The 21,622-nt window shown below is 64.2% G+C and carries 20 protein-coding genes; 10 read left to right on the forward strand and 10 right to left on the reverse strand.

Annotated elements, in window-relative coordinates:
* Positions 1-23 precede the first annotated feature (23 nt).
* From ATE62_RS00795 to ATE62_RS00825, 7 genes are all read left to right on the forward strand, one after another.
* Positions 24-1,094, forward strand: a complete 1,071-nt coding sequence (locus ATE62_RS00795) for an amino acid ABC transporter substrate-binding protein (protein WP_003046368.1) — start codon at positions 24-26, stop codon at positions 1,092-1,094.
* Positions 1,091-3,283, forward strand: a complete 2,193-nt coding sequence (locus ATE62_RS00800) for an ABC transporter permease subunit (protein WP_223181174.1) — start codon at positions 1,091-1,093, stop codon at positions 3,281-3,283. Before ATE62_RS00795 ends, ATE62_RS00800 begins: the two co-directional genes overlap by 4 nt.
* Positions 3,273-4,520 (forward strand): cystathionine beta-lyase, encoded by a 1,248-nt coding sequence (metC, locus tag ATE62_RS00805; protein WP_037553302.1) that lies wholly within the window; start codon positions 3,273-3,275, stop codon positions 4,518-4,520. The genes ATE62_RS00800 and metC overlap by 11 nt, the downstream gene beginning before the upstream one ends.
* Entirely contained in the window at positions 4,517-5,269 is a 753-nt protein-coding gene (locus tag ATE62_RS00810; RefSeq protein WP_037553304.1) for an amino acid ABC transporter ATP-binding protein, read from the forward strand. The genes metC and ATE62_RS00810 overlap by 4 nt, the downstream gene beginning before the upstream one ends.
* Before the next feature lie 285 nt (positions 5,270-5,554).
* Positions 5,555-8,260: a TonB-dependent receptor domain-containing protein gene (locus tag ATE62_RS00815; RefSeq protein WP_058806626.1), complete on the forward strand. Its 2,706-nt coding sequence runs from the start codon at positions 5,555-5,557 to the stop codon at positions 8,258-8,260.
* A gap of 11 nt (positions 8,261-8,271) precedes the next feature.
* Positions 8,272-8,976, forward strand: coding sequence for a PepSY domain-containing protein (locus ATE62_RS00820; protein WP_011542692.1), 705 nt, complete (start codon positions 8,272-8,274; stop codon positions 8,974-8,976).
* Positions 8,973-9,707 (forward strand): PepSY domain-containing protein, encoded by a 735-nt coding sequence (locus ATE62_RS00825; RefSeq protein ID WP_037553306.1) that lies wholly within the window; start codon positions 8,973-8,975, stop codon positions 9,705-9,707. The genes ATE62_RS00820 and ATE62_RS00825 overlap by 4 nt, the downstream gene beginning before the upstream one ends.
* 6 nt (positions 9,708-9,713) lie before the next feature.
* On the opposite strand, the gene hutC is transcribed toward ATE62_RS00825, so the two are convergent.
* A complete protein-coding gene (gene hutC, locus ATE62_RS00830) occupies positions 9,714-10,415 on the reverse strand; it encodes a histidine utilization repressor (protein ID WP_052181953.1) in 702 nt (233 codons plus the stop codon).
* A 196-nt stretch (positions 10,416-10,611) separates the two neighbouring features.
* Positions 10,612-11,382: an AraC family transcriptional regulator gene (locus tag ATE62_RS22680; RefSeq protein WP_081932949.1), complete on the reverse strand. Its 771-nt coding sequence runs from the start codon at positions 11,380-11,382 to the stop codon at positions 10,612-10,614.
* 83 nt (positions 11,383-11,465) lie between these two features.
* Here ATE62_RS22680 and ATE62_RS22685 point away from each other — a divergent pair, with 83 nt between their 5' ends.
* Positions 11,466-11,927 (forward strand): class I SAM-dependent methyltransferase, encoded by a 462-nt coding sequence (locus ATE62_RS22685; protein WP_197412008.1) that lies wholly within the window; start codon positions 11,466-11,468, stop codon positions 11,925-11,927.
* 12 nt (positions 11,928-11,939) lie between these two features.
* On the opposite strand, the gene ATE62_RS22690 is transcribed toward ATE62_RS22685, so the two are convergent.
* A complete protein-coding gene (locus ATE62_RS22690) occupies positions 11,940-12,107 on the reverse strand; it encodes a cytochrome b (protein WP_231736024.1) in 168 nt (55 codons plus the stop codon).
* Between the two features lie 27 nt (positions 12,108-12,134).
* Here ATE62_RS22690 and ATE62_RS00845 point away from each other — a divergent pair, with 27 nt between their 5' ends.
* Positions 12,135-12,965 (forward strand): hypothetical protein, encoded by an 831-nt coding sequence (locus ATE62_RS00845; RefSeq protein WP_058806624.1) that lies wholly within the window; start codon positions 12,135-12,137, stop codon positions 12,963-12,965.
* Here ATE62_RS00845 and ATE62_RS00850 read toward each other — a convergent pair whose 3' ends face one another.
* The 3 genes from ATE62_RS00850 to ATE62_RS00855 all read right to left on the reverse strand — a co-directional run bounded on the left by ATE62_RS00850 (position 12,966) and on the right by ATE62_RS00855 (position 16,197).
* The gene (locus tag ATE62_RS00850) at positions 12,966-14,234 is read right to left on the reverse strand and encodes a site-specific integrase (protein WP_120218387.1); all 1,269 of its coding nucleotides are present in this window, start codon (positions 14,232-14,234) and stop codon (positions 12,966-12,968) included.
* An 85-nt stretch (positions 14,235-14,319) separates the two neighbouring features.
* The gene (locus ATE62_RS23105) at positions 14,320-14,538 is read right to left on the reverse strand and encodes a hypothetical protein (RefSeq protein ID WP_156420406.1); all 219 of its coding nucleotides are present in this window, start codon (positions 14,536-14,538) and stop codon (positions 14,320-14,322) included.
* 207 nt (positions 14,539-14,745) lie between these two features.
* Positions 14,746-16,197, reverse strand: a complete 1,452-nt coding sequence (locus tag ATE62_RS00855) for a S41 family peptidase (RefSeq protein WP_058806647.1) — start codon at positions 16,195-16,197, stop codon at positions 14,746-14,748.
* A 346-nt stretch (positions 16,198-16,543) separates the two neighbouring features.
* Here ATE62_RS00855 and ATE62_RS00860 point away from each other — a divergent pair, with 346 nt between their 5' ends.
* A complete protein-coding gene (locus tag ATE62_RS00860; RefSeq protein ID WP_058806623.1) occupies positions 16,544-17,977 on the forward strand; it encodes a serine hydrolase domain-containing protein in 1,434 nt (477 codons plus the stop codon).
* Here the strand turns inward: ATE62_RS00860 and ATE62_RS00865 are convergent.
* The 4 genes from ATE62_RS00865 to rpoN all read right to left on the reverse strand — a co-directional run bounded on the left by ATE62_RS00865 (position 17,962) and on the right by rpoN (position 21,620).
* Positions 17,962-18,573 (reverse strand): HAD family hydrolase, encoded by a 612-nt coding sequence (locus ATE62_RS00865; RefSeq protein WP_058806622.1) that lies wholly within the window; start codon positions 18,571-18,573, stop codon positions 17,962-17,964. The two genes, ATE62_RS00860 and ATE62_RS00865, sit on opposite strands and share 16 nt — an antisense overlap.
* A 97-nt stretch (positions 18,574-18,670) precedes the next feature.
* The gene (gene ykgO, locus ATE62_RS00870) at positions 18,671-18,796 is read right to left on the reverse strand and encodes a type B 50S ribosomal protein L36 (RefSeq protein WP_003046794.1); all 126 of its coding nucleotides are present in this window, start codon (positions 18,794-18,796) and stop codon (positions 18,671-18,673) included.
* Between the two features lie 284 nt (positions 18,797-19,080).
* Positions 19,081-20,097: a UDP-glucose 4-epimerase GalE gene (galE, locus tag ATE62_RS00875; RefSeq protein WP_058806621.1), complete on the reverse strand. Its 1,017-nt coding sequence runs from the start codon at positions 20,095-20,097 to the stop codon at positions 19,081-19,083.
* A 68-nt stretch (positions 20,098-20,165) separates the two neighbouring features.
* Positions 20,166-21,620: an RNA polymerase factor sigma-54 gene (rpoN, locus tag ATE62_RS00880; RefSeq protein WP_058806620.1), complete on the reverse strand. Its 1,455-nt coding sequence runs from the start codon at positions 21,618-21,620 to the stop codon at positions 20,166-20,168.
* Positions 21,621-21,622: the final 2 nt, after the last annotated feature.

Below are 21,622 nucleotides of genomic sequence, written 5' to 3' on the forward strand. Positions count from 1 at the left end.
CGCTAGCATTGAAAGCCTCGTTTATGAATAGGTCGCACGCATCGCGCCGCTGGTTACCGGCGCTGCTCGCCGCAGGCGCCCTGTTACTCGGCGGCTGCGGCCGCGAGCCCGCCGGCACCGGTGGGCATGAAATCGCCGCGGCGAAGGGATCGACGCTTGCGCGGATTCGCGCGCGCGGAACGCTCAATTGCGCAATTCATACGGGGCAGCTCGGCATGTCCTATCTCGACAAACGCGGACGCTGGCAGGGCTTCTTCGTCGATTACTGCCGGGCGCTCGCCGCTGCGGTCCTCGGCGATGCCCGCAAGGTCCGGTTCATGCCGGTCGCCTCGAACAAGCGCTTCACGATCGTGCAGACGGGCGAGGCCGACGTCCTGTCGCGGACGACGACATGGACGCTGACGCGCGACACCGACCTCGGGGTGAATTTCGTCGGCACCATGTATTATGACGGGCAGAGCTTCCTGGTGCCCCGGCGATCGGGTGTGCGGCTTCCGACGGATCTCGATGGCGCATCGATCTGCATCACCAAGGGGACGACCTCCGAACTCAACACCGCCGAATATTTCGAGCGCAAGGGGCTGCGTTTCCAGTCCGTCGTGTTCGAGAATCCCGAGGAAGCCAAGCTCGCCTTCTTTGCCGGGCGGTGCGACGCAATGACCACCGATGCCTTCACGCTGACGGTGATCCGCCTGGCCGACACCGCGCATCCCGACGATTATGTGGTGCTGCCCGAGCGGCTCACCAAAGAACCGGTCGGCCCAGTCGTGCGCAGCGACGACGAGCAATGGTACGAGATCAACAAATGGGTGCTGAACGCGCTCTTCGCTGCCGAGGAAATGGGGGTCACCCGCGCGAATGCCGCGCGCATGCGGATGGCCTCGCGCGACCCTGAAGTGCGCAAGATGCTCGGCGGCTTGCCCGGATTCGGCAAGTCGCTCGGCCTTGACGATGACTGGGCGTACCGGGCAATCGAGGCGACCGGCAATTATGGCGAAATCTTCGACCGGCACATTACGCCGCTCGGCGTCGAACGCGGACAGAATAAGCTCTATCGGGACGGCGGGCTGATCTACCCGTTGCCGATGCGATGACTCATAAACACAGGCGGCTTGCCATCGCTGCGTTACCCTGGCTGCTGATCGCGGGCGGGCTTGTGGTCGCCTACGGCCTGTTTGCGACATTGGCGGACAATCTCGCGGACCGAAACATCCGGACGGGGTTCGGTTTCCTGTTCGACCGGGCGGGTTTCGCGATTGGCGAAACGCTGATTGCTTACGCGCCGGGCGATTCCTATGCCGCGGCGCTGGCGGTGGGTCTTCTCAACACGCTCCTGATATCGGCGCTCGGCATCATCTTCTCGACCTTGCTCGGCCTCGCGGTCTGCATGGCGCGCCTGTCGTCCAACTGGCTGCTTGCGAGGCTCTCCGGCCTTTATATCGAGCTGGTTCGCAATATTCCGCTGCTGCTCCAGATGTTCGTCTGGTACGCCGCGCTGCTGTTCGGTCTGCCCGGACCCGGCCCGGGCGCCGTCGGACCGTTCGACCTCGATAATCGGGGATTGCACCTCCCCGCGCTCTCCTTGGCCGATCCGGGACGGCCGGTCTTTCTCATCGCGATCGTCGCCTGTGCGATCCTGCTGGGTGCCGTGCGGCGAGGAGCCGTTCGCACGCGCACTGCGCTGGCCTTCGCCGGCATCTCCCTGGTGCCGCTCTTGCTGTGGGGCGGGATCGATCTGCCGCGGGCGGGGCGCTTCGGAACCGTCGGCGGATTGTCGCTCTCCACGGAGTTTCTGACGCTGGTCGCCAGCCTTTCGGTCTATGCCTCGGCCTATCTGGCCGAGATATTCCGCGGCGCGATCCTCGCCGTTCCCGCAGGGCAGAGCGAGGCCGCCAAAGCGCTCGGCCTGTCGCCCGCGCAAACAATGGGACGGATCGTGATGCCGCAAGCGCTGCGCATCGCCATACCGCCGATGACGAGCTGGCATCTCAACACGATCAAGAACAGCTCCCTGGGGGTCGCGATCGGATATCCCGAATTTGTCTCGGTGGTCGATACCGTCATCAGTCAGACAGGGCAGGCGATCGAGGGCGTCGGCCTGATCGTCGCGACCTTCCTGCTGCTTTCGCTATCCTTGTCGTTCGTCACCGGCCTCTATGCCCGCCAGTTGGGCTGGAGCGTCGCCGGGCAGCCCGGCCGGAGCATCCAGTCGGCGCCCCTCGAACCCTTTCCGCTGCGCTCGGCGACCGCCTGGCCGTCGTGGATACGGCGCAATCTGTTCAGAGGAGGACGCCAGTCGATACTCACCATCGCGATCCTCGCCATGACCGCGGCTTTCGCCGGCAAGGGGCTCTCGTGGCTGCTGTTCGACGCGACCTTCGCCGGGGGCGCGGCCGATTGCCGTTTGGCCAGCGGTGCTTGCTGGCCATTCCTCCGCGAAAATGCGCGGCTGATATTGTTTGGCACCTATCCCGAAGCCGAGCAGTGGCGGTCCGCAGCAGCGGCGGCCGCGCTGCTTTCATGCCTTGCCTTCTCCTTCGTCCCGCGATTCTGGCGCAGCCGCCTCGGGCTTGTCTGGCTCGGCGCAATCGCCGTGGCGGTACTTCTGCTACGAGGAGGATTCGCGGGCCTTTCCTATGTCCCGATGGAGAAGTGGAGCGGCCTGCCGGTCACATTGCTGCTCGCGAGCCTTGCGGTGGTCGGCGCTTTTCCATTGGCTATACTCCTCGCGTTCGGCCGCAGGTCGGCGCGGCGCGGCATTCGCTGGCCGAGCGTCGCCTTCATCGAGCTGGTTCGCGGAACGCCGCTGATCGGAGTGCTCTTCCTCGCTGCGGTCCTGTTCCCGCTGTTCGTGCCCTCCTATCTCTCGATCGACAGCCTGCCGCGCGTCCAGCTCGCGCTCATATTCTTCACTGCCGCCTATATGGCCGAGGTCATCCGGGGCGGCCTGCTGGCGGTTCCCGTCGGGCAAGCCGAGGCCGCGCATGCTCTTGGCCTCACCAAATGGCAGGCGCGGCGCCATATCCTGTTGCCGCAGGCGCTGAAAGTCAGCGTGCCGGGGCTGGTCAACACTTCGATCAGCGAGGTCAAGAACACGACGCTCGTCCTCATCGTCGGCGTCTTCGATTTGTTGCAGACGACCCGCCTCTCCTACGTCGAGGCGCAATGGCGACCCTATTTCGCCGAAGCCTATCTTTTTACCGGGACAATCTTTTTCCTCCTCTGTTTCTCCCTGTCCCGGCTCAGCATGAAGATCGAACGGAAACTAAACTATGCAGGATAATCACGACAGAAAATGGCCCGGGGAGCCGGCAAGCCCGAAAGGGCACGCCTGGCAGGACCCGACGCGTGCCGTTCACGGCGGTCCCCGCCCGCGCGATCAGCGGGGCCTCATCAATCCGCCCGTCGATCGAGCCTCCACCATTATCTACGGCAGCGTCGAGGCCTATATGGACCGGCACCAGGGTCTCTACGATGAGGTCATCTATGGCCTGTACGGAACGCGAACGACCTTTGCGCTCGCCGAGGCCGTCAGCGAACTCGAAGGCGGCTGCGCCACCGTCATCACCTCGTCTGGAACCAGCGCGATCGCGCTAGCCCTCACGGCTTTCGTGGCCGGGGGCGATCATCTGCTCGTTGCGGATTGCGTCTATGGGCCGACCCGCAAGTTTCTGACCGACGTTCTCGCGCGCTTCGGGGTCGAGGTGGAATATTTCCGGCCCGATATCGGAGCGGAGATTGCCGGGCTGTGCCGCAGCAACACCCGGCTCATCTACATGGAGACCCCGGGCTCGCAGACATTCGATATGATCGACGTCCCCGCGATCACGGCGGTTGCACGCAGCCGGGGCATATTGACCGCTCTCGACAACACCTGGGCGACGCCGCTTTTCTTCAAACCGTTGGCCCATGGGGTCGACATCTCGCTTGCTTCGGCAACCAAATATCTCTCGGGGCACTCCGACTGTCTGCTCGGCACGATGACCGCCGCCAGCGATGCCGTCTACCGCCAGCTCAAGGATGCGGCGGCGCGCTGGGGCAACTGCGCGAGTCCCGACAATTGCTATCTCGTCCACCGGGGCATCAGGACGCTCGATGCCCGCCTTGAACGCCACCAGCGTACCGCGGCGACGCTGATCGAATGGTTCGCCCAGCAACCCGAAGTGGTCGCGGTCCGCTATCCGGCCCATCCTTCCGATCCCGGCCATGCGATCTGGAAGCGGGATTTCACCGGAGCGTCCGGATTGTTCGGTGTTCAGCTCGATGGTCTTACCCCTCCGGAAACCAGCGCCTTTTTCAACGAATTCTCGCTGTTCCAGCTCGGTTCGAGTTGGGGCGGCTTCGAAAGCCTCGCGGTTCCGGCGTGGCCCGCTCCGATCCGCGATTTTCCCAATGGCGAGGCAGATGGGGCGCTGATCCGTATTCACGCCGGCCTCGAAGCGCCGCAGGATCTGATCGCCGACCTCGCCGCAGCCTTCGCGCGGGTACGGGCGATACGCGGCCGGGGGCAGGCGTCATGACCGATGCCTCGGGCCACGCGGCCGTCAGCTTGCGGCAGGTCGACAAATATTATGGCGCCTATCATGCCCTCCGCTCGATCGACCTCGAAATCGCCCCGCGCGAGCGGATCGTGATTTGCGGCCCTTCAGGCTCCGGCAAATCGACGCTCATTCGCTGCATGAACAGGCTCGAGGTGCCCGACTCCGGTGCCGTCCTGATCGAGGGAACCAGGATAACCGACGCGTCGCGAGAGGCCGTTGCGGCGCTCCGCGCCATTGGCATGGTTTTTCAGCAGTTCAATCTGTTCCCGCACAAGACGGTGCTGGAGAATTGCACCCTCGCGCCCGTCCTGCTCGGCGGCTTGTCTCTTCCGGAGGCGGAGGCGCGCGCCATATCCTATTTGGACAAGGTGAGGATTGGCGACCAGGCGGGCAAATATCCGGGGCAGCTCTCGGGAGGGCAGCAACAGCGGGCCGCGATAGCCCGCGCTCTGGCGATGGAGCCCCGGATTCTTCTCTTCGACGAGCCGACATCGGCGCTCGATCCCGAGATGATCAAGGAGGTACTCGATGTGATGACGTCCCTTGCCGGCGAAGGACGGACGATGGTGTGCGTGACGCACGAAATGGGATTCGCGCGCGAGGCGGCCGATCGCATGCTTTTCATGGATCAGGGCCAGATCATCGAAGACGCAAGGCCGGCAGATTTTTTCGCCGCGCCGAAAAGCGAACGCGCACGGACCTTTCTCGAACAGATACTTTCGCATTGAGCGGCTCAAGTCGGTCGCGCCCCCAAGCTGTGCCGACCCACTTAATCATGTCATTTCATAAGCAAGCCGAGGGAGGGGCCCGCCGGCTCCTTGCGCGAAAAGGCTCAGGCCGGAAAAAATTTCAAAATTGATGAGGGGTAGAGCTTTGGGGTGCGTATCTAGTAGGTATCGTGCGCCCGGAATTTACTTCATAACCAATTGATATGATTCAATAAATTCCTATTGACCTGTATATACATTTGATGCTCTCTGAGGGGAATCAGCCAACCATCAGGGGGTTTCGCTATGATGACCAGGACAATTTTGCTCGCCAGCGCCGCAGCGGTCGCGACCTTTGCAACGCCAGCGCTCGCGCAGAGCGATGCTGCGACGCAGTCACCCGCCGCGGAGGATGCTCCGAACGGATCGGACATCGTCGTGACCGGCTCGCGCATTCGTCGCCAGGATCTCGCGGGCGTCGGCCCCGCGACCGTCGTGTCGGCCGAGCAGATCGAGAACACCGGCGTCGTCAATATCGAGACGGTGCTGCAGCGCCTTCCCGCCAACGCCGGCTTCGCAGGCAACCAGACCTCCGCCTATTGGGCGAACAATGGATATGGCACGGCGCAGGTGAACCTGCGCGGTCTCGGCATCAAGCGCACGCTTGTTCTGCTCAACGGCCGCCGCCTCGTCGCGGGCGGCACCGGCGCGAACTCCTCGCCCGATCTTAACATGATCCCGGTCGCGGCGCTCGCGCGCACCGATGTGCTCAAGGACGGCGCCTCGGCGATCTATGGCGCCGACGCGATGGCGGGCGTGGTCAACCTCGTGACCCGCACTGACTATGAAGGCCTCGGCCTCAGCGTGCGCCAAGGCATCACCGAAAAGGGCGATGGCTCGGACTTCACCGCCGACCTCCTGTGGGGCGTCCGCAACGATCGCGGCGGTTTCATGGCGGCGGTCACCTATCAGAAGACGAGCGCGGTCAATATGGCAACGCGCGCGCCTTGCTCGCTTGCCGAAACCACGCCCGGCATGCTGAGCTGCGTGAACAGCGCCTCGACGATCGGCGGCCGCGCGGTGCTGCCGAACGGCCAGCAGATCAACTTCAATCAGGTGCTGGGCGGTAACGGCAACTTCTTCGAGCCGTACAGCGCTGCCAAGCACAACTTCAACTCGAACCCGTTCCTCAACGCGGTGAGCCCGGTCGAGCGCGTGAGCACGGCGTTTTTCGCCGACTATGACATCACTGACAATATCGAGGCGTTCGGCGAATTCCTTTACACCTTCCGCAAGTCGAATCAGATCGCGACGCCCGGAACGCTGCGCAACCTCTCGATCGCGGCGAGCAATCCCACCAATCCGACGGGGCAGAATATCGTCCTCATCCAGCGCCGCCTCGCCGAGCCCGGCCCGCGCCAATTCTTCCAGGAAACCGATACCTGGCAGGGTACGTTTGGCCTCCGCGGCAAGCTCTCTAACGATTGGGGATGGGAAATCGCGGGCGCCTTCGGCCGCAACACCGCGGTCGATGGTTCGACCAACATCGCCAATCTCGAGCGAGTGGCGAATTCCCTCGATACGACCAAGTGCAGTCTTGCTGCCGGTGCCACGATCCCCTGCGCCGACTATCTCGGGTTCGGCGACCTGACCCCGGAGGTTCTCGACTATATCCTGTTCACGTCGCGCGACCGCGGCGGCAACGAGCTTGCGACGGTCACCGCCGATATCAACGGCGATCTCTTCAAGCTGCCCGCAGGCCCCGTCTCCTTCGCGGCGGGTGTCGTCTATCGCAAGGAAAAGGGTTGGCGCGATCCCGATCCGCTGACGGTGCTCGGTATTGCCAACACCAACCAGCAGGATCCGATCTCCGGAACGAGCACGGCGAAGGAAGCCTATCTCGAACTGTCGGTGCCCGTTCTGGCCGACACACCCTTCTTCCAGTCGCTTACCCTCGACGGCGCGGTTCGCTACTCGAACTACGACCTGTTCGGCAGCGACTGGAACTACAAGGGGAGCGTCGACTGGGTCATCAATGACAGCTTCCGCCTGCGCGGCACCTACGGCACCGGCTTTCGCATTCCGAACGTCCCCGAATTGTTCGGCGGCGTCTCCGAGGGCAATCTGACGACCACCGACCCCTGCTCGCGCTATTCGACCAGCGGCAATGCGACACTGATCGCCAATTGTCAGGCGTCGGGCGTGCCGGCCAATTATGTTCAGCTCGGTACAACGATCCTGACAACGGTCGGCGGCAACGAGAATCTGAAACCCGAAAGCTCGACGACCTGGGCCGTCGGGACGGTGATTTCACCGAAGGGACTGGTTCCGGGACTCTCGCTCACTGCCGACTGGTTCGACATCAAGATCAAGGATGCGATCCGTGCTATTCCGGGCTCGACAAAGCTCAGCATTTGTTATGCGAGCCAGAATCTTTCGCATCCCTTCTGCGAAGATTTTACCCGCAGCCCGTTGACCGGCGAGGTTACCTTCCTCTCCGCGCAACCGATCAACACGGGCCGCGAAGAAATGAACGGCCTCGATCTGGGTCTCGTTTACAACAATGACATCGGCAGCGTGAACGTCTCGCTCGACGTCAACGTGACCTATCTCAACAAATATGTGGTCCTGCCTTTCCCCGGCGGCGCGCCGATCGACTTCGACGGCTTTATCGGCGGCGGCAATGGCGGCTATCCGAAATGGCGCGGCTATGGCGTGCTGACCGCTGAAAAGGACGGGGTCAGCGCGACCTGGTCGACCCAGTGGATCGGCAAGGCGACCGACTTCAATGCGGCCCCCGGCGACATCGGCTACAGCACGCCGAATGTCTTCTACCACAATCTCCAGGTCGCTTTCGAAATCGACGAGAAGACCCGGTTCCAGGTCGGTGTCGACAATCTTTTCGATCGCAAGGCGCCCTATATCCAGAGCTTCACCGATGCGAACACCGACACGATGACCTATGACCTGCTCGGACGGCGTTTCTACGTCGGCTTCCGCACCGCGTTCTGAGGGTAATCGATATGGCGATCCGTTGGCCGCTGCTCGTCCGGCGAACGCATAAATGGCTGGCCTTGGTGGTCGGCGTCCAGGCGCTGCTCTGGACGCTGACCGGCTTCTACATGGTGGTCGTGCATATCGACACCATCCATGGCGACCATCTCGTGCGCGCGCCGATGGTTCAGCCCTTCGACCTCGCGGGCCTCGCGCCGCCGTCGCGGATCGTTGCGGCCGCGCCCGGTGCGTCCGAGGTTCGCTTGCAGCGGTTCTTCGATCGCCCCGTCTGGCGCGCTGAAACTCCCGAAGGGGCGCGGCTGTTCGATGCCCGCTCGGGTGCGCCGCTGCCTGCGCTTACCGAGTCCCAGGTCCGCGAGCAGGCGCGGCGCATCTACACCGGCGACGGCAAGATCGTGTCGGTGCGGCTGTTGACCGAAGCGCCACAGGAAATGCAGTCGCGCAAGCCGCCCTATTGGCAGGTCGAGTTCGAGGGCTGGAACCGCCCGACGCTCTATCTGTCGCCGACGACCGGTGAGCTTATCTCGCGCCGGCACGCATTGTGGCGCGTGTTCGACTTCGCGTGGATGCTCCACATCATGGACTATGATGAGCGGACCGACGTCAACAACCCGTTGCTCCGCGTCGCGACCTGGAGCGTCTTCGCGATGGCGATCAGCGGGGCGTGGTTGCTGATCTGGTCCTTCAAACGCCGCAAGAGGAAGCAGGCATGAAACGCATCCGACTGACGCCGCTCTTCTTCCGGCGCATCCACAAATGGGTCGGGCTGATCCTGGGTCTCCAGTTCCTGCTCTGGGCGCTCAGCGGATCGGTGATGGCGCTGCTCGACAAGGATAAGGTCGGCGGGCACGGCGGCGGGATGTCGCATGCGCATCCACTGCCACCGGGGGAATATTTCGACGTGGCGGCCCTGCCGCGCGGCGAACCTGTCACGGGCGTGATCCTTCGCGATCTCGGAACCCGGCCGGTCTATGAAGTGCGCTCCGCAAAAGGCGTCCGTCTCGTCGACGCGACAAGCGGCGAGCACATCCGGGTCGACGAGGCCATGGCGCGCGAAGTCGCCTCCATGATGAACGAGGCGCCGATCCGAGAGGTGAGCGTAATCGCCAAGCCGAACCTCGAATCGCGCGATCATGAGGGGGCGATGTGGCGCGTCGATTTCGCGGACGACGAGAACAGCAGCGCCTATGTCTCGCTCGATACCGCCCGCTTTCTCGTGATGCGCGGCGATACCTGGCGCACATGGGACTTCTTCTGGATGCTCCACAATATGGACTATATCAACCGGTCGAGCTTCAACCACCCGCTGATCATCTTCGTCGCCTTCGGTGTACTATGGCTGTCGGGAACCGGCTTCTACCTGCTGTTCAAAAGCTTCAGCAAAGCCGACTTCCGTTGGCTGCGCCGGCGCCGCAAGCCGGTCGTGGTCACCCGCACCGGCTGACCGGCCTCAATCGTCGATCGAAAAGGCGGCTGACAGCTCGAAGCGTGTTCCGGGGTGTGTCAGCCAGGCATGCGACACAAGGCGCGAGCGGCTCCAAGTCCGGCGCGTCATCTGGAGCACCGGTTCGCCGTCGGACAATCCCAGCATGCCGCGCATCCGCTCGTCGGGCATCGTCGAGCAAACGCGATGCTCGACCCGTTCGAGCGGTGCAATGCGCGTCAGATATTCATTTGGTGTCATCCGCGTGAAGTCGAGCGTGCCATAGTCGGGGGCGATCGACGCGAGAACGAACCTCTCTTCTATCTGTATCGGAAATTCGGCTTCGTGATGGACGATGATCGAATGGAACAATTTCGTGCCCACGGACACCTCGAGCAGCGGCGCCGTCTCTACATTGGCGCGCTCTTCGCGGTTCTGGATCACGCGGGCGCGGTACGCATGACCGCGCTCCCGGATTTCCTCGGCGATGTTGCGGATTTCAATCATCTGGCCGATCGGCTTTGGCTCTGCGATGAACGATCCGCTGCCGGCGCGCCGCACGACGACGCCCGCCGCCTGCAACTCGCGTAGAGCGCGGTTCGCGGTCATCCGCGAAACGTCGAACTGCTGAACCAGCTCCGCTTCCGACGGCACCCGGTCTCCTGGGTTGAGGCGGCCGTCCCGCACTGCATCGCAAATGCTTTGCTTGATGGCGACGTACCGGGGCATCACCTCGCCTCCCGTCTCTTCGGGCGGCCGGGTTGCCTCGCGGGGCCGAGATTCTGAAGCGGGGGATTTTCGAGTGAGCGAAGGGTTCATAAGTCGTCTATACAACTTCGCCGACTCCCAGCTAGGTAAAACAGAATGTCACGCGCCGATTGCGCAAAAACTTGCGCGCCAAGCCACTCTCGGTGAGAGCGGGAGACTAATTGTCTCGATTCCGCTTGCGATCGGGAAAGTAGCGTGCCGGCGTTACACCGGTCAGTTCGCGAAACGAGCGGATAAAGTTACTCGCCGTCCCAAAACCGAGTTCGAGCGCGATCGATGTGACCGCCTCGCCCTGCGCCAGCCGCAAGAGCGCGGCCTTGAGCCGAATCTGGTTCCGAAACGCGGTAAAGCCTGTTCCGGTATCGCGTTGGAACAGCCGCGCAAGGCTTCGGCTCGAGATATGGAGTTGCTCCGACCAGGCTTCGAGGCTCCTCCGGTCGCCGGGATTGCGATCGAGTGCCGCGGCGATTTGCGCGATACGGGGCGCTGTGACCGACGGGATCGTCAGGGCAGGCGATATTTTCAACGCCATCTCGTCGGCGAAGAGGAAGGCCAGATGCCGCTGACGCGCCCCTGCGCCCGTGCCTGCGGCCGCAAAAATGATCTCGCGCATCAAGGGGCTCACGGAAGTTAGCCCGGCTTCTTTCGGCAGCCTCCGTAGAATGCTGCCGAAACAATATATGCTGTACATCTCGAAACCGCCCGAGGTCTCGACGCGATGCTCATGGTCCGCGGGCAGCCAAACGCCCTGCTGGGGCGGAACGACCCATTGTCCCTCACGGGTGTGCAATATCATGACCCCCCTGCTCGGGTATATCAGTTGGACTACTGGGTGCCGGTGCCACTCCCCGATGCTTCGTGCATGGAATGTGGCTCGTTCCACCTCGATCGAGACCGAAGGAGCATTCTTGTCGGATAGTGAATTCATTATGTCCTGATATCATCTATCGGACATAGTCTCCAACGCTCAGCATCGTCTTCGCAATCGACGGAGACCTTATGCGCCTACCCATGATGATCCAGTCCACGAAGCGTTCGTCCGCCGCCCGTCCCCATGGGGAATATAAGCGCCAATTGCTCGACGAAATTGTCGCTCTCAAGCCGGCAACCTTACTCGACGTCGGATGCGGCACGGGCGATCTTCTCGTCGCAGCGCGCGAAGCGGGCATCGCCCGCACTGTCGGGATCGAGCCGGAAACCCAAGCTTGCGTCCGCGCGCGATCCCGGGGTTTGGACGTCATTTCATGTCGTGCCGAAGCGCTGCCATTCGAAGACCGCAGTTTCGACGTCGTGACGCTCGATTATGTCGCACATCATACGGAGAATTTGCCGAGAGCATTGCGCGAGGCGTCGCGCGTCGCGCGCTGCGCCGTGCTCATCCTGGATTGCTGGTTCGACGACATCCGCTGGTTCGGCGGCGAGCGCGATGAGCGCACCCTCGGCCTGCTCAGCCGCGACGACAGCATGCCGTGACGCCGACGCGTGTCAGCCGCGCGGATTGCGAAACAGCGGCAGCATCCGGTGGAGCACTTCGTCCTTGTCGAAAAAATGATGCTTGAGCGCGCCGAGAACATGCAGCGCGAGCACGACGTAAATGGCCTTCACCATCAGCTTGTGTATGTCGCCGAGCTCTTCGGCGAGATCCTCGTTCATAGCCAATTCCTGCTTCTCTCAACGCTGATGCTCGTCGCGACCTCACTCGCCGACCGGCAAAAAATATCTCTGGAGAAGCTTTTTCGGGAAGAATCACTCCTTGAGCGCGTCAGCGCCGCAGTCGCGAGTTCGAACAGCCGCATCCGGGCGATGAACAGTCCAGCGTCGCGACTGACGGATTGGAACGAGCTATCGCTCGAGCGGTTTCCGCCGAAGGCCGACCGGCCGGTAATTGTAAGGGTGCCAGAGGCTGATCCCGAAGAAGAAACAATCAGCGAGCGATACGCGACTGGCGATCACCGCAGCGTCGAAGTGCGCTCGATCTTGGACATTCCGCAATGGGAGCAGGCCCGCTGGATCGGCGTGATGCTCGGTCTGCAGCATGATCTCCCGATCGTCGGATTGCACTTTGAGGATCGCGAGGCGGGACGCCAAATTTTCGAGCGTTGGCGCGAACGGTTCGGCGCACGAGATGCCAAAGGGGCTATCCACATCGCGATCTTGCGCGAACTACCTGGTCGGCCCCCGTCCCACTATGCGGTGCTATTGATGGCGGGAACTGAGCCAGGGGATTTCGCTGGTACGCTGGTGAGCATGCCGAGCCGCCTCAAGCTGCTCGAACCTGCCGCCGACACGAATCTGAGGTTCTTTCTCGATAACTATCCCGCGGGTGGCTCGTTCATTCTGGTTCCCACTTACGTGAAGGAGAATGGCGAGCCCGATCTGATGATGGACCTTGCCATACTAAAGCATGACCTCTCGATCCGGAGAGTTGCCGATATCGGCAAGTCCGATTTGGAAATCATCGGAGTGCAGCTTCTCGAGCAAATGGAGGCGCGCGACGGTTCGCCGCCTTGATCAGGCGGCGAACTTCATCTTTGCCGCCTTCCGCACGCCAGTCTCAAGATGTTTTGCGATCTCGTCCGAAGTGCGGCTGACCGCCAGCTTCACGGCTTCATCGATATGAACATAGTCCTGCGTCACACTTTGCGACGCGTGGCCTAGCATCGCGCGGATCGTGAGCTCGGAGAAGCCGAGTTCGCCCGCCATGCTGCCGAAGGTGTGGCGCAGCGTATGCGGCGTTACGCCCTCAATGCCGGCCGAGCGGCATAGTCGGGCCAAGCAGTCGCTGACGGCGGTAAACGGGCCTTCGCCATTCGACGCGGGAAAGACGTAGGGGCAGCCGGCTATTTCGGGTTGAGCGACGACGATCTTGATCGCCTCGGGTCCGATCGCCCGAAATTGTGCATCGCTCTTCGTGTCGGGGAACGCGACGTAGCCGCCCATGGGGTTAACCCACTGCCGCTGCAGCGCCTGCGCCTCTTCGCGCCGATAGCCGGTCAGAAGGAGCGTCCTGACAATTGCGAGCGCAACGGGGTTCTCGGAACCCAGTTCGGCCCGGCCGATCGCCCGACCCAGCAGCTCGATCTCGGCGATGCTGAGACGCCGGGTCCTTTTCTTGGTCGCGAGCTTCTTCGCGCCCTTCGTAGGATGTTCCGCAATCAGTCCCTTGTGCTTTGCATGGCCTAGGATGGCCTGGAGGGTGCCGAGGCTCCTCCCGGCAACGCCGGCACCGCCCGTCGGGCGGCCGCCGCGCCCGCCCGAAGGAGGCTTTCGGGTCTGACCGGTTGCAATGTCATTTTGCATTGCCTCGACGTCGGCGATCGTCAGCTTCCGCACGAGGCGTTTGCCCATCAGCGGGATGATATGCGTCAGGATGCGGCTCTCATCCATGTTGAGCGAGGTGTCCTTGATCGGGCGGTTCTTCCGTCCAAGAATGCGGCCGGCTCGCGCTTCGACGAGATACCATTCGCACATCTCGGCGACATTGAGATCCTTCCGGACCCGGCGCGACTCCTCTGCGGGATCTTCGCCAGAGGCGACCTTGCCCAACTGAATCTTCGCGAGCTCGCGGGCTTGCTCGACCGTCATCACGCCGAAGCGCCCGATCTTCACTCGCCGAACCCGGCCTTCCTCATTCATATACTGGATGACGAAGGTTTTCGTCCCGGTTGCGCCGACACGGACACCGAAACCTTTGATCTCGGTATCCCAAAGAAATGCCTGGCCTGTCGCTGGTGCAGCCAGCGCATCGACCGTCCGCTTATTGAGCTTCGCAAGCGCCACAAGTTCCTCCATCATATTACGCGAGGGTGGCCGATTCGAAAAGTAATGAGGACGTAATAGAAAATCACCGCTTCGCAGGGTAGGGCTAGGATAAATTATCGTAGGCCGAAGTCAACAAATGCTTGGATTTTCGTACCTTGGCGTAGAAAAAGAAGCTCTGGGGTATTTGCAGTAATTTCTTGCCAAGGTTGGGGTCGAGGGTTCGAATCCCTTCGCCCGCTCCAGTTTTTCCAAAGAAAACCGAATCTTGTGACGCGCCGGTCGGCACGGCCCGCCGGCTTTTGTGATCGGCGGCGGCCCGCAACGACAAAGGGCCGACCCTTTCGGGACGGCCCTTCCATTGTCTTGGCGTTTGCGGCCTTAGCCGAGCGCGGCCTCCACGCGGACGGTCGGGCTCGATTCTGCCGCGTGCGGCATGGGACAATGAGACATTCGACCACCTCCTTTCGCTTGTTGACGATAGGAGGAATATGGGCGCCCCGCCCGCGGCTTGCAAGGGGGGGGCGCCGCCTCAGAACAGCCCTGGCAGCTCACGCTGCGCCGCGCTCGGCGTCGGGGTCGCGAGCATCTCGCCTTCGGCGGCGAGCGCTGGCGCGATACGCTTGGCGGCGCTGGTGATCTGCGCCCCGCAGCTGCGCCCGGCGAGGAAGTCGAGCGCGGCGCGCAGCGACGGCTCGTTCGGGTCGCCGAGCTGGAACGATAGGCTGTCGCCCGCCGCGCAGCTGTTGGCGATCTTGGGCGCGAGGCCGTCATAATAGTCGCTCTGTCCCGCCGCATTGCCCGTCGCGAAGGCGACGACGCGCATGCGGTCGTCACATTCGGCCTTGTCGAGCGCGATCTGGCCGACGGGCTTGCCGAAGGTGTCGCTGCCGACGAGCGTCATGTTGGTGCCGAGATAGGGCAGCATGCCGTTGATCACGAGCTCGCTCGCCGAGGCGGTCGATCCGGTGGCGATGAAGGCGATGCGCGTCGGGGCGATCGATTCGGGCTGGCTGGTGAAGAAATGCCGGTCGTTCTCGGCGGCTTTCGACGGGCGGAAATCGGTGCGCGAAAAAAGTTCGCTCGACGTCCGGTTGCGGCCGAGCAGATCGCCCATCAGTTCGGCGGTGCTGACGAGGCCGCCGCCATTGTAGCGGAAGTCGATGACGATATCGGTCACCCCCTGCGCGCGGAAATTGGCGAAGGCGGCGCGCAGCTGCGGGTTCGCCGAGCTGATGAAGGTGCGCAGGTTGAGGTAGCCGTAGCTCTTCCCGCCCTCGGTGATGATCTTGGCGCCATAGCGGTCCGACACCGGGTCGATGTCGTAATTGGCCTTGGTCACGGTGACGTCGCGCGTGCTCCCGCCGTCGACGATGCGCAGGATGCGCGTGACGCCCGGATCGTCGGGCCCGAGCGCGCTGATGATGCCGTTGACGCCGCTCGTCGCGACGATGTCGGCGACCGGGCGGATGTTCGCGGCGCTGGTCCCGATGCCGGTAATCTGCGTGCCGCGGTCGATCCCTGCGGCCAGCGCCGGTGCGCCTTCATAGGCTTCGGCGATCACCACGCGCTGCGTGCCGCTATTATAGGTCAGCCGCACGCCGAGCCCCGCGCTCGACCCGCTCGAGAAAAAGGCATTCTCCTCGGCGATCGAGGTGATGTAGGTGAAGAAGCGATCCTTTCGCGCGAGGCGCGCGGGCGCGACGAGCGCGTCGATATAGGATTGCACGTCGCTATGCGCCGCCTTGTTGGCCCCCGTCGCGACGTCGGCGGGGAACAGATACCATTCGTCGATCACCGCCTTCGCAAAATCCTGCCGCGCCGACAGGCCGCAGTTCGCCGTGGGGGTCGGGGTGGGCGTCGGTGTCGGCGCTACCACCACCGGGCCGCCGCCGCCTCCACCGCCACCCCCGCCGCCGCAGCCGGCGAGGACGAACGCCGACATCGTCAGCAGGGCGACGGATTTTCGCAAGTTACGGCGCATGGATTTTCCCCGGTTGTTCGGACGCATCGCGGCGACCGGCACCGTGTCTGCGACCCGCCACATGTATCGACGATGAAAAGATGCGGCAATGATCTGGATCATAGCGATGCGACGGACGGAATGGCGATGTTGGGGTGGGGAGCAGCCCCTATGTGATCCCAGGCGAAGGCCGGTGTCCAGGATGCGGGGGCGGTGCTTGCCCTCTGGACCCCGGCTTTCGCCGGGGAGCGGCGAGATTCGCCCGATACCAGCGCCGATACGCCTTGCGACACACGCACGACAATCCGGCAAAGCCGCGCGACAAAGCGGCGCTAGCGCCGCTCCCCAGACCGACAGGGGAGACAAAATGACCTTTCGCCCGACCGCGCGCCTGTTTGGCGCCACCGCATTGTGCCTTGCCCAGCCCGCCGCAGCAGAGCCCGCACCCGACGCGCCCGCGATCGCGCAGCGCCTGCTCGACACGCTGCGCGAGACCACCGCCGTGCCCGGCATGGGCGCCGCGGTGTGGCGCGACGGGCACATCGTCTGGGAAGGATCGAGCGGAATGCGCGATGTCGAGCGCGGGCTGCCGGTCACCCCCGACACCCTGTTCCGCCTCGCGAGCGTATCGAAGCTCTTCACCGCCACCGCGGCCGCGAAGCTTGCTGAGCAGGGCAAGCTCGACCTCGATGCGCCGGTACAGGCGCAACTCCCCTGGCTCGGCAATCGCTGGCCCGCGATCACCCCGCGCCAGCTCGCCGCGCACAGCTCGGGGCTGCCGCATTACCGGCCGGGCGACGAAACGCTCGGGCAGCGCCACTATGCCACCGGACGCGACGCGGTCGCGATCTTCGCCGACCGCCCGCTGCTCGCGCCGCCGGGCACGGCCTATCGCTACAGCAGCTGGGGTTACACTTTGCTCGGCACGCTCGTCGAGGAGCGCACGGGCGAGCCCTTCACCGACCATGTCGTGCGCATGGTCCCCGGCCTCGCGATCCGCGCCGATGCAACGCACAGCGGCGACACGAATGCGTCGCGCGCTTATGCCTTCGCGGGCGGCGCCCTCGTCGAGGCCCCCGCCAACGACTTCAGCTACACATGGGGCGGCGGCGGCCTCGGCGGCACCCCCGGCGCGGTCGCCAGCTTCGGCGGGCGGATGATCGAAGGCGCGATCGTCGCGCCCGCGACTTTCGACGCGATGCTCGTGCCGACGAAGCTCGGCGACGGCAGCCCCGCGGGCGAGCGCGACTATCGCGTCGGTTTCGGCTGGCGCAGCGGGACCGACGCCGACGGTGCCGCCTATGTGCACCACAGCGGCATCACCGCGGGCGCGCGCAGCACGCTGGGGCTGTGGCGCGAAGAGCGCATCGCGGTCAGCCTGCTCTCGAACGCCGAATGGGTGTCGCGCATCGAACCGACCGCGCAGATGCTCGCCGCGCCCTTCCGCGCGGCGCCCGCCGGGCTGGTGCCCGCGGCGTGCCCCGTCGGTGCATCGCGCTACACCGGCCGCTTCGGCGACAAGCCGGTCGAGGGTGCCGCCACCTTTCGTTTCGAAAGGGGCCTGTGCATCGGTACGCTGGTCCAGCACGAAGCGATGCGCGCGACCTTCGGGACGGCGATGCAGCGCAGCGACGCGCCGCTGACATTGGTGGGGCTCGATTCGGCCGGCGGGCTGGCCCGCGCTGGGCTGGTGAACCCCTATGGCATCGCCGACCTGCGCGCCAAAACCGACGGCAGCTTTGCCGCCGCCATCACGACGGCGCTAAAGATCGAGCTACGCTTCGATCAGCCGGCCAGATAGCCGCGCACGACCAGTTCGCGCTCCAGCGTCTCCGCATCGACGAACTGATGGCCCCCGATTCCCGCCGATTCGGCGCCCGCGACATTTTTGGCGACATCGTCGATGAACAGCGCCCCCGCGGGATCGATGCCGAATCGCGCGATCGCGAGGGCGTAGATCGCGGGGTCGGGTTTCATCAATTTCTCGGTGCCCGAGACGATCACGTCGCGGAACCGCTCGAACACCGGCTGGGTCGGGCGAAACGCCTCCCAGAAATCATGGCCGAAATTGGTGATCGCGAAAAGCGGCACGCCCGCGGCGTCGAGCCGCTCGACGAGTTCGAGGCTGCCCGGCACCGGTCCGGGGATCGTCTCGTTGAAGCGCGTGCCATAGGCGTCGATCAGCGCGGCATGTTCCGGAAATTCGGCCTTGCGCTCGGCGATCATCTCGGCGGCGGGGCGACCCGCATCGTGCTGGAAATGCCACTGCGGGGTGATGACGTTCCCGACGAACCATTCGAGCTCGCCCGGATCCGCGATCAGCTTGCCGAACAGGTACCGCAGGTCCCAGTCGAACAGCACCTTGCCGACGTCGAAGATCACGCACCGGTCGATCATGCGGCCCCCGGACACGCGAAAGCGCCGCCGGAAGGGTCCGACGGCGCTGTGCTATTCAGCAAAAGCAAACGGGGCAGATTTGCCCCGCGCAGGGGCATCAGCCCTGGCGCGCCTTGAAGCGGCGGTTGGTCTTGTTGATCACATAGGTCCGGCCGCGACGGCGGATCACGCGGTTGTCCCGGTGGCGGTCCTTCAGCGACTTCAGGCTGTTGCGAATCTTCATTGCTTTGTTCCGTAAAATTCTGGCGTTGCACGCGAAGCGGCGCACCTATGGCCAAGCGGCCTGAAAGTCAACCGCGATTGGCGGGGCTTGATGCCGATATGCCGCGCCGTTGAATGGGTTCACGCGAAGGCGCGGAGACGGGGAGAGAAAAAATGCGCGCAGAGGCGCAGAGATCGCAGAGGAGAAAGAAAGAGGGCGGCAAAGCCGCCAGGCTTCTTCCTTTTCAGCGTCTCCGCGTGAACAAAAAATCTCCGCGTCCTCTGCGCCTCTGCGCGAATCCTGAATCAGGCCGCGAGGCGGCGTTCGACCAGCGCACGTTCCCACGCCAGCGCGTGCGCGACGATCGTGTCGAGATCGGCGTAGCGCGGCTGCCAGCCGAAGGCTGCGCGAATCGCGCCATTATCGGCGATCAGCGCGTCGGGATCGCCGAGGCGGCGCTCGCCGAGGCGACGCTCGATCTTGCGATTCGTCGCGCGGTCGACCGCATCGAGCACTTCGAGCACCGAAAAGCCGCGGCCGTAACCGCAGTTGAGTTTGTGGCTGACATCGGGCGCGGCGATCAGCGCATCGAGCGCGAGCAGGTGCGCCGCGGCCAAGTCGCTGACATGGATATAGTCGCGCACCCCGGTGCCATCGGCGGTGGCGAAGTCGGTGCCGAAGACGTCGACATGGGGGCGGCGGCCGAGCGCGGCCTCGACCGCGACCTTGATCAGATGCGTCGCGCCCGCGGTCGACTGGCCGCTGCGCGCCTCGGGATCGGCGCCCGCGACATTGAAATAGCGCAGCGCGCAATAGTTGAAGTCGTGCGCCGCGGCGACGTCGCCCAGCATCGCTTCGGTCATCAGCTTCGACATGCCATAGGGATTGATCGGCCGCTGCGGCGCATCCTCGCGCACCGGGATCGCCTCGGGGATCCCGTAAGTGGCGGCGGTCGAGGAAAAGATGAAGTGGCGTACCCCGGCGTGCACCGCGGTGTCGATCAACGACCGGCTGCGCGACGAATTATTGTCGTAATATTTGAGCGGGTTGGTCACCGATTCGGGGACCACGACCGACCCCGCGAAATGCATGATCGCACCGACGTCCTGCTCGGCGACGATCCGCGTGACGAGCGCCGCGTCGGCGATATCGCCCTCGTAGAAGGCCGCGCCCTTCGGCACTGCCCAGCGAAAGCCGGTGACGAGGTTATCGAGCACCGCGACGCGCCATCCGGCGTCGAGCAATGCGAGCACCGCATGGCTGCCGATATAGCCGGCGCCGCCGGTCACGAGGACGGTGAAGGGATGCGGCTGTGCGGTCACGCGGTCGGCTCCTTTGGCCGAAACGCTAGACGCGACGTGGTTAGGAAATGGTTAGCGGACGCCGGAAACTAACCCGCCAGCGCCTTCTGCCGCCGCCTCTGCACCGACGAGCCATAGCCCATCGCCTCGCGATATTTCACCACCGTGCGCCGCGCGATGTCGTGCCCCTCGGCCGAGAGCTTCTGCGCGATCGTCTCGTCGGACAGGATCGCCTTGGCATCCTCGCCCTCGATCATCGCCTTGATCCGGCTCTTCACCGCCTCGGCCGACACCGCGCCGTCGCCCTCGACCGCCGAAATGCCGCTCGAGAAGAAATATTTGAGCTCGAACAGCCCGCGCGCGCAGCTCAAATATTTGTTGCTCGTCACGCGGCTGACGGTCGATTCGTGCATGCCGATTTCCTCGGCGACCTGGCGCAGCGTCAGCGGGCGCATATGCGCGACGCCGTGGAGGAAGAAGCCCTCCTGCTGCTTGACGATCGCGCTCGCGACCTTGACGATCGTGCGCTGGCGCTGGTCGAGCGCGCGTACCAGCCAATTCGCGCCCGCGAGCTGTTCGGAGAGCCACGCCTTGCTCTTCGCCGCCGCGCCCTGCGCAAGCTCGCTATAATAGCGCCGGTTGACAAGCAGCCGCGGCAGCGTGCCGCTGTTGATCTCGACCGCCCAGCCCTTCGCGGTCTGACGCACATAGAGGTCGGGCACGACCGCCTGCGTCGTGCCGCCGCCGAAGCGCAGCCCGGGCTTGGGATCGTAACCACGCAGCTCGCGGATCATGTCGGCGAGATCCTCGTCGTCGACCCCGCAGATGCGTTTCAGCTGCGGGAAGGCGCCTTTGGCGACGAGGTCGAGGTGCGCGATCATCGTCGCCATCGCGGGGTCGTAGCGGTCGGCCTCGCGCGCCTGGATCGCGATACATTCGGCGAGGTCGCGCCCGCCGACCCCCGAGGGGTCGAAACATTGCACCCCCGCGAGCACGTTCTCGACGAGTGCAAGCGGCACGCCGAGCCGTTGCGCGAGTTCGGAGAGGTCGGCGCGGAGATAGCCCGCCTCGTCGATCATCGCGATGAGCTGCTCGGCGATCAACGCCTCGAGCCCCGAGAAACGCTCGCCGACCTGCGCCAGCAGATGTTCGTAGAGGCTGTCCGATTCCTCGGCGAAGCTGTCGAAATCGATGCCTTCGCTGTCACCCGACAGCCCGACGCTGTCGCTCGCGCTGTCGTGGTGGAAGCTTTCGGCGCCGAGGTCGACGTCGAGGTCATCGCTGGCGCCGCCGTCGGCCGCGAGCGCCTGGTCTGCGTCGAGGCTCGCCGCCTCGGCGGCGGGGGCTTCGGGCGCGGGGTCTTCGGGACCGGCGTCGCTGTCGCCCGACGCGGTATCGAGCAGCGGATTGCCCTCGAGCGCCTCGGCCAGATAGGCGTCGAGTTCGAGGTTCGACAGCGCGAGCAGCTTGATCGCCTGCTGCAGCTGCGGCGTCATCACCAGCGATTGCGACTGGCGGAGATCGAGGCGCGGACCCAACGCCATCA

It is taken from the genome of Sphingopyxis sp. HIX, assembly GCF_001468285.1.
Classification (GTDB): domain Bacteria; phylum Pseudomonadota; class Alphaproteobacteria; order Sphingomonadales; family Sphingomonadaceae; genus Sphingopyxis.

Bases quoted from the DNA above. Each gene is read 5' to 3' on its own strand.
- ATE62_RS00795 (WP_003046368.1), top strand. From the start codon at position 24: ATGAATAGGTCGCACGCATCGCGCCGCTGGTTACCGGCGCTGCTCGCC.
- ATE62_RS00800 (WP_223181174.1), top strand. From the start codon at position 1,091: ATGACTCATAAACACAGGCGGCTTGCCATCGCTGCGTTACCCTGGCTG.
- metC (WP_037553302.1), top strand. From the start codon at position 3,273: ATGCAGGATAATCACGACAGAAAATGGCCCGGGGAGCCGGCAAGCCCG.
- ATE62_RS00810 (WP_037553304.1), top strand. From the start codon at position 4,517: ATGACCGATGCCTCGGGCCACGCGGCCGTCAGCTTGCGGCAGGTCGAC.
- ATE62_RS00815 (WP_058806626.1), top strand. From the start codon at position 5,555: ATGATGACCAGGACAATTTTGCTCGCCAGCGCCGCAGCGGTCGCGACC.
- ATE62_RS00820 (WP_011542692.1), top strand. From the start codon at position 8,272: ATGGCGATCCGTTGGCCGCTGCTCGTCCGGCGAACGCATAAATGGCTG.
- ATE62_RS00825 (WP_037553306.1), top strand. From the start codon at position 8,973: ATGAAACGCATCCGACTGACGCCGCTCTTCTTCCGGCGCATCCACAAA.
- hutC (WP_052181953.1), bottom strand. From the start codon at position 10,415: ATGCCCCGGTACGTCGCCATCAAGCAAAGCATTTGCGATGCAGTGCGG.
- ATE62_RS22680 (WP_081932949.1), bottom strand. From the start codon at position 11,382: ATGAATTCACTATCCGACAAGAATGCTCCTTCGGTCTCGATCGAGGTG.
- ATE62_RS22685 (WP_197412008.1), top strand. From the start codon at position 11,466: ATGATGATCCAGTCCACGAAGCGTTCGTCCGCCGCCCGTCCCCATGGG.
- ATE62_RS22690 (WP_231736024.1), bottom strand. From the start codon at position 12,107: ATGAACGAGGATCTCGCCGAAGAGCTCGGCGACATACACAAGCTGATG.
- ATE62_RS00845 (WP_058806624.1), top strand. From the start codon at position 12,135: ATGCTCGTCGCGACCTCACTCGCCGACCGGCAAAAAATATCTCTGGAG.
- ATE62_RS00855 (WP_058806647.1), bottom strand. From the start codon at position 16,197: ATGCGCCGTAACTTGCGAAAATCCGTCGCCCTGCTGACGATGTCGGCG.
- ATE62_RS00860 (WP_058806623.1), top strand. From the start codon at position 16,544: ATGACCTTTCGCCCGACCGCGCGCCTGTTTGGCGCCACCGCATTGTGC.
- ATE62_RS00865 (WP_058806622.1), bottom strand. From the start codon at position 18,573: ATGATCGACCGGTGCGTGATCTTCGACGTCGGCAAGGTGCTGTTCGAC.
- ykgO (WP_003046794.1), bottom strand. From the start codon at position 18,796: ATGAAGATTCGCAACAGCCTGAAGTCGCTGAAGGACCGCCACCGGGAC.
- rpoN (WP_058806620.1), bottom strand. From the start codon at position 21,620: ATGGCGTTGGGTCCGCGCCTCGATCTCCGCCAGTCGCAATCGCTGGTG.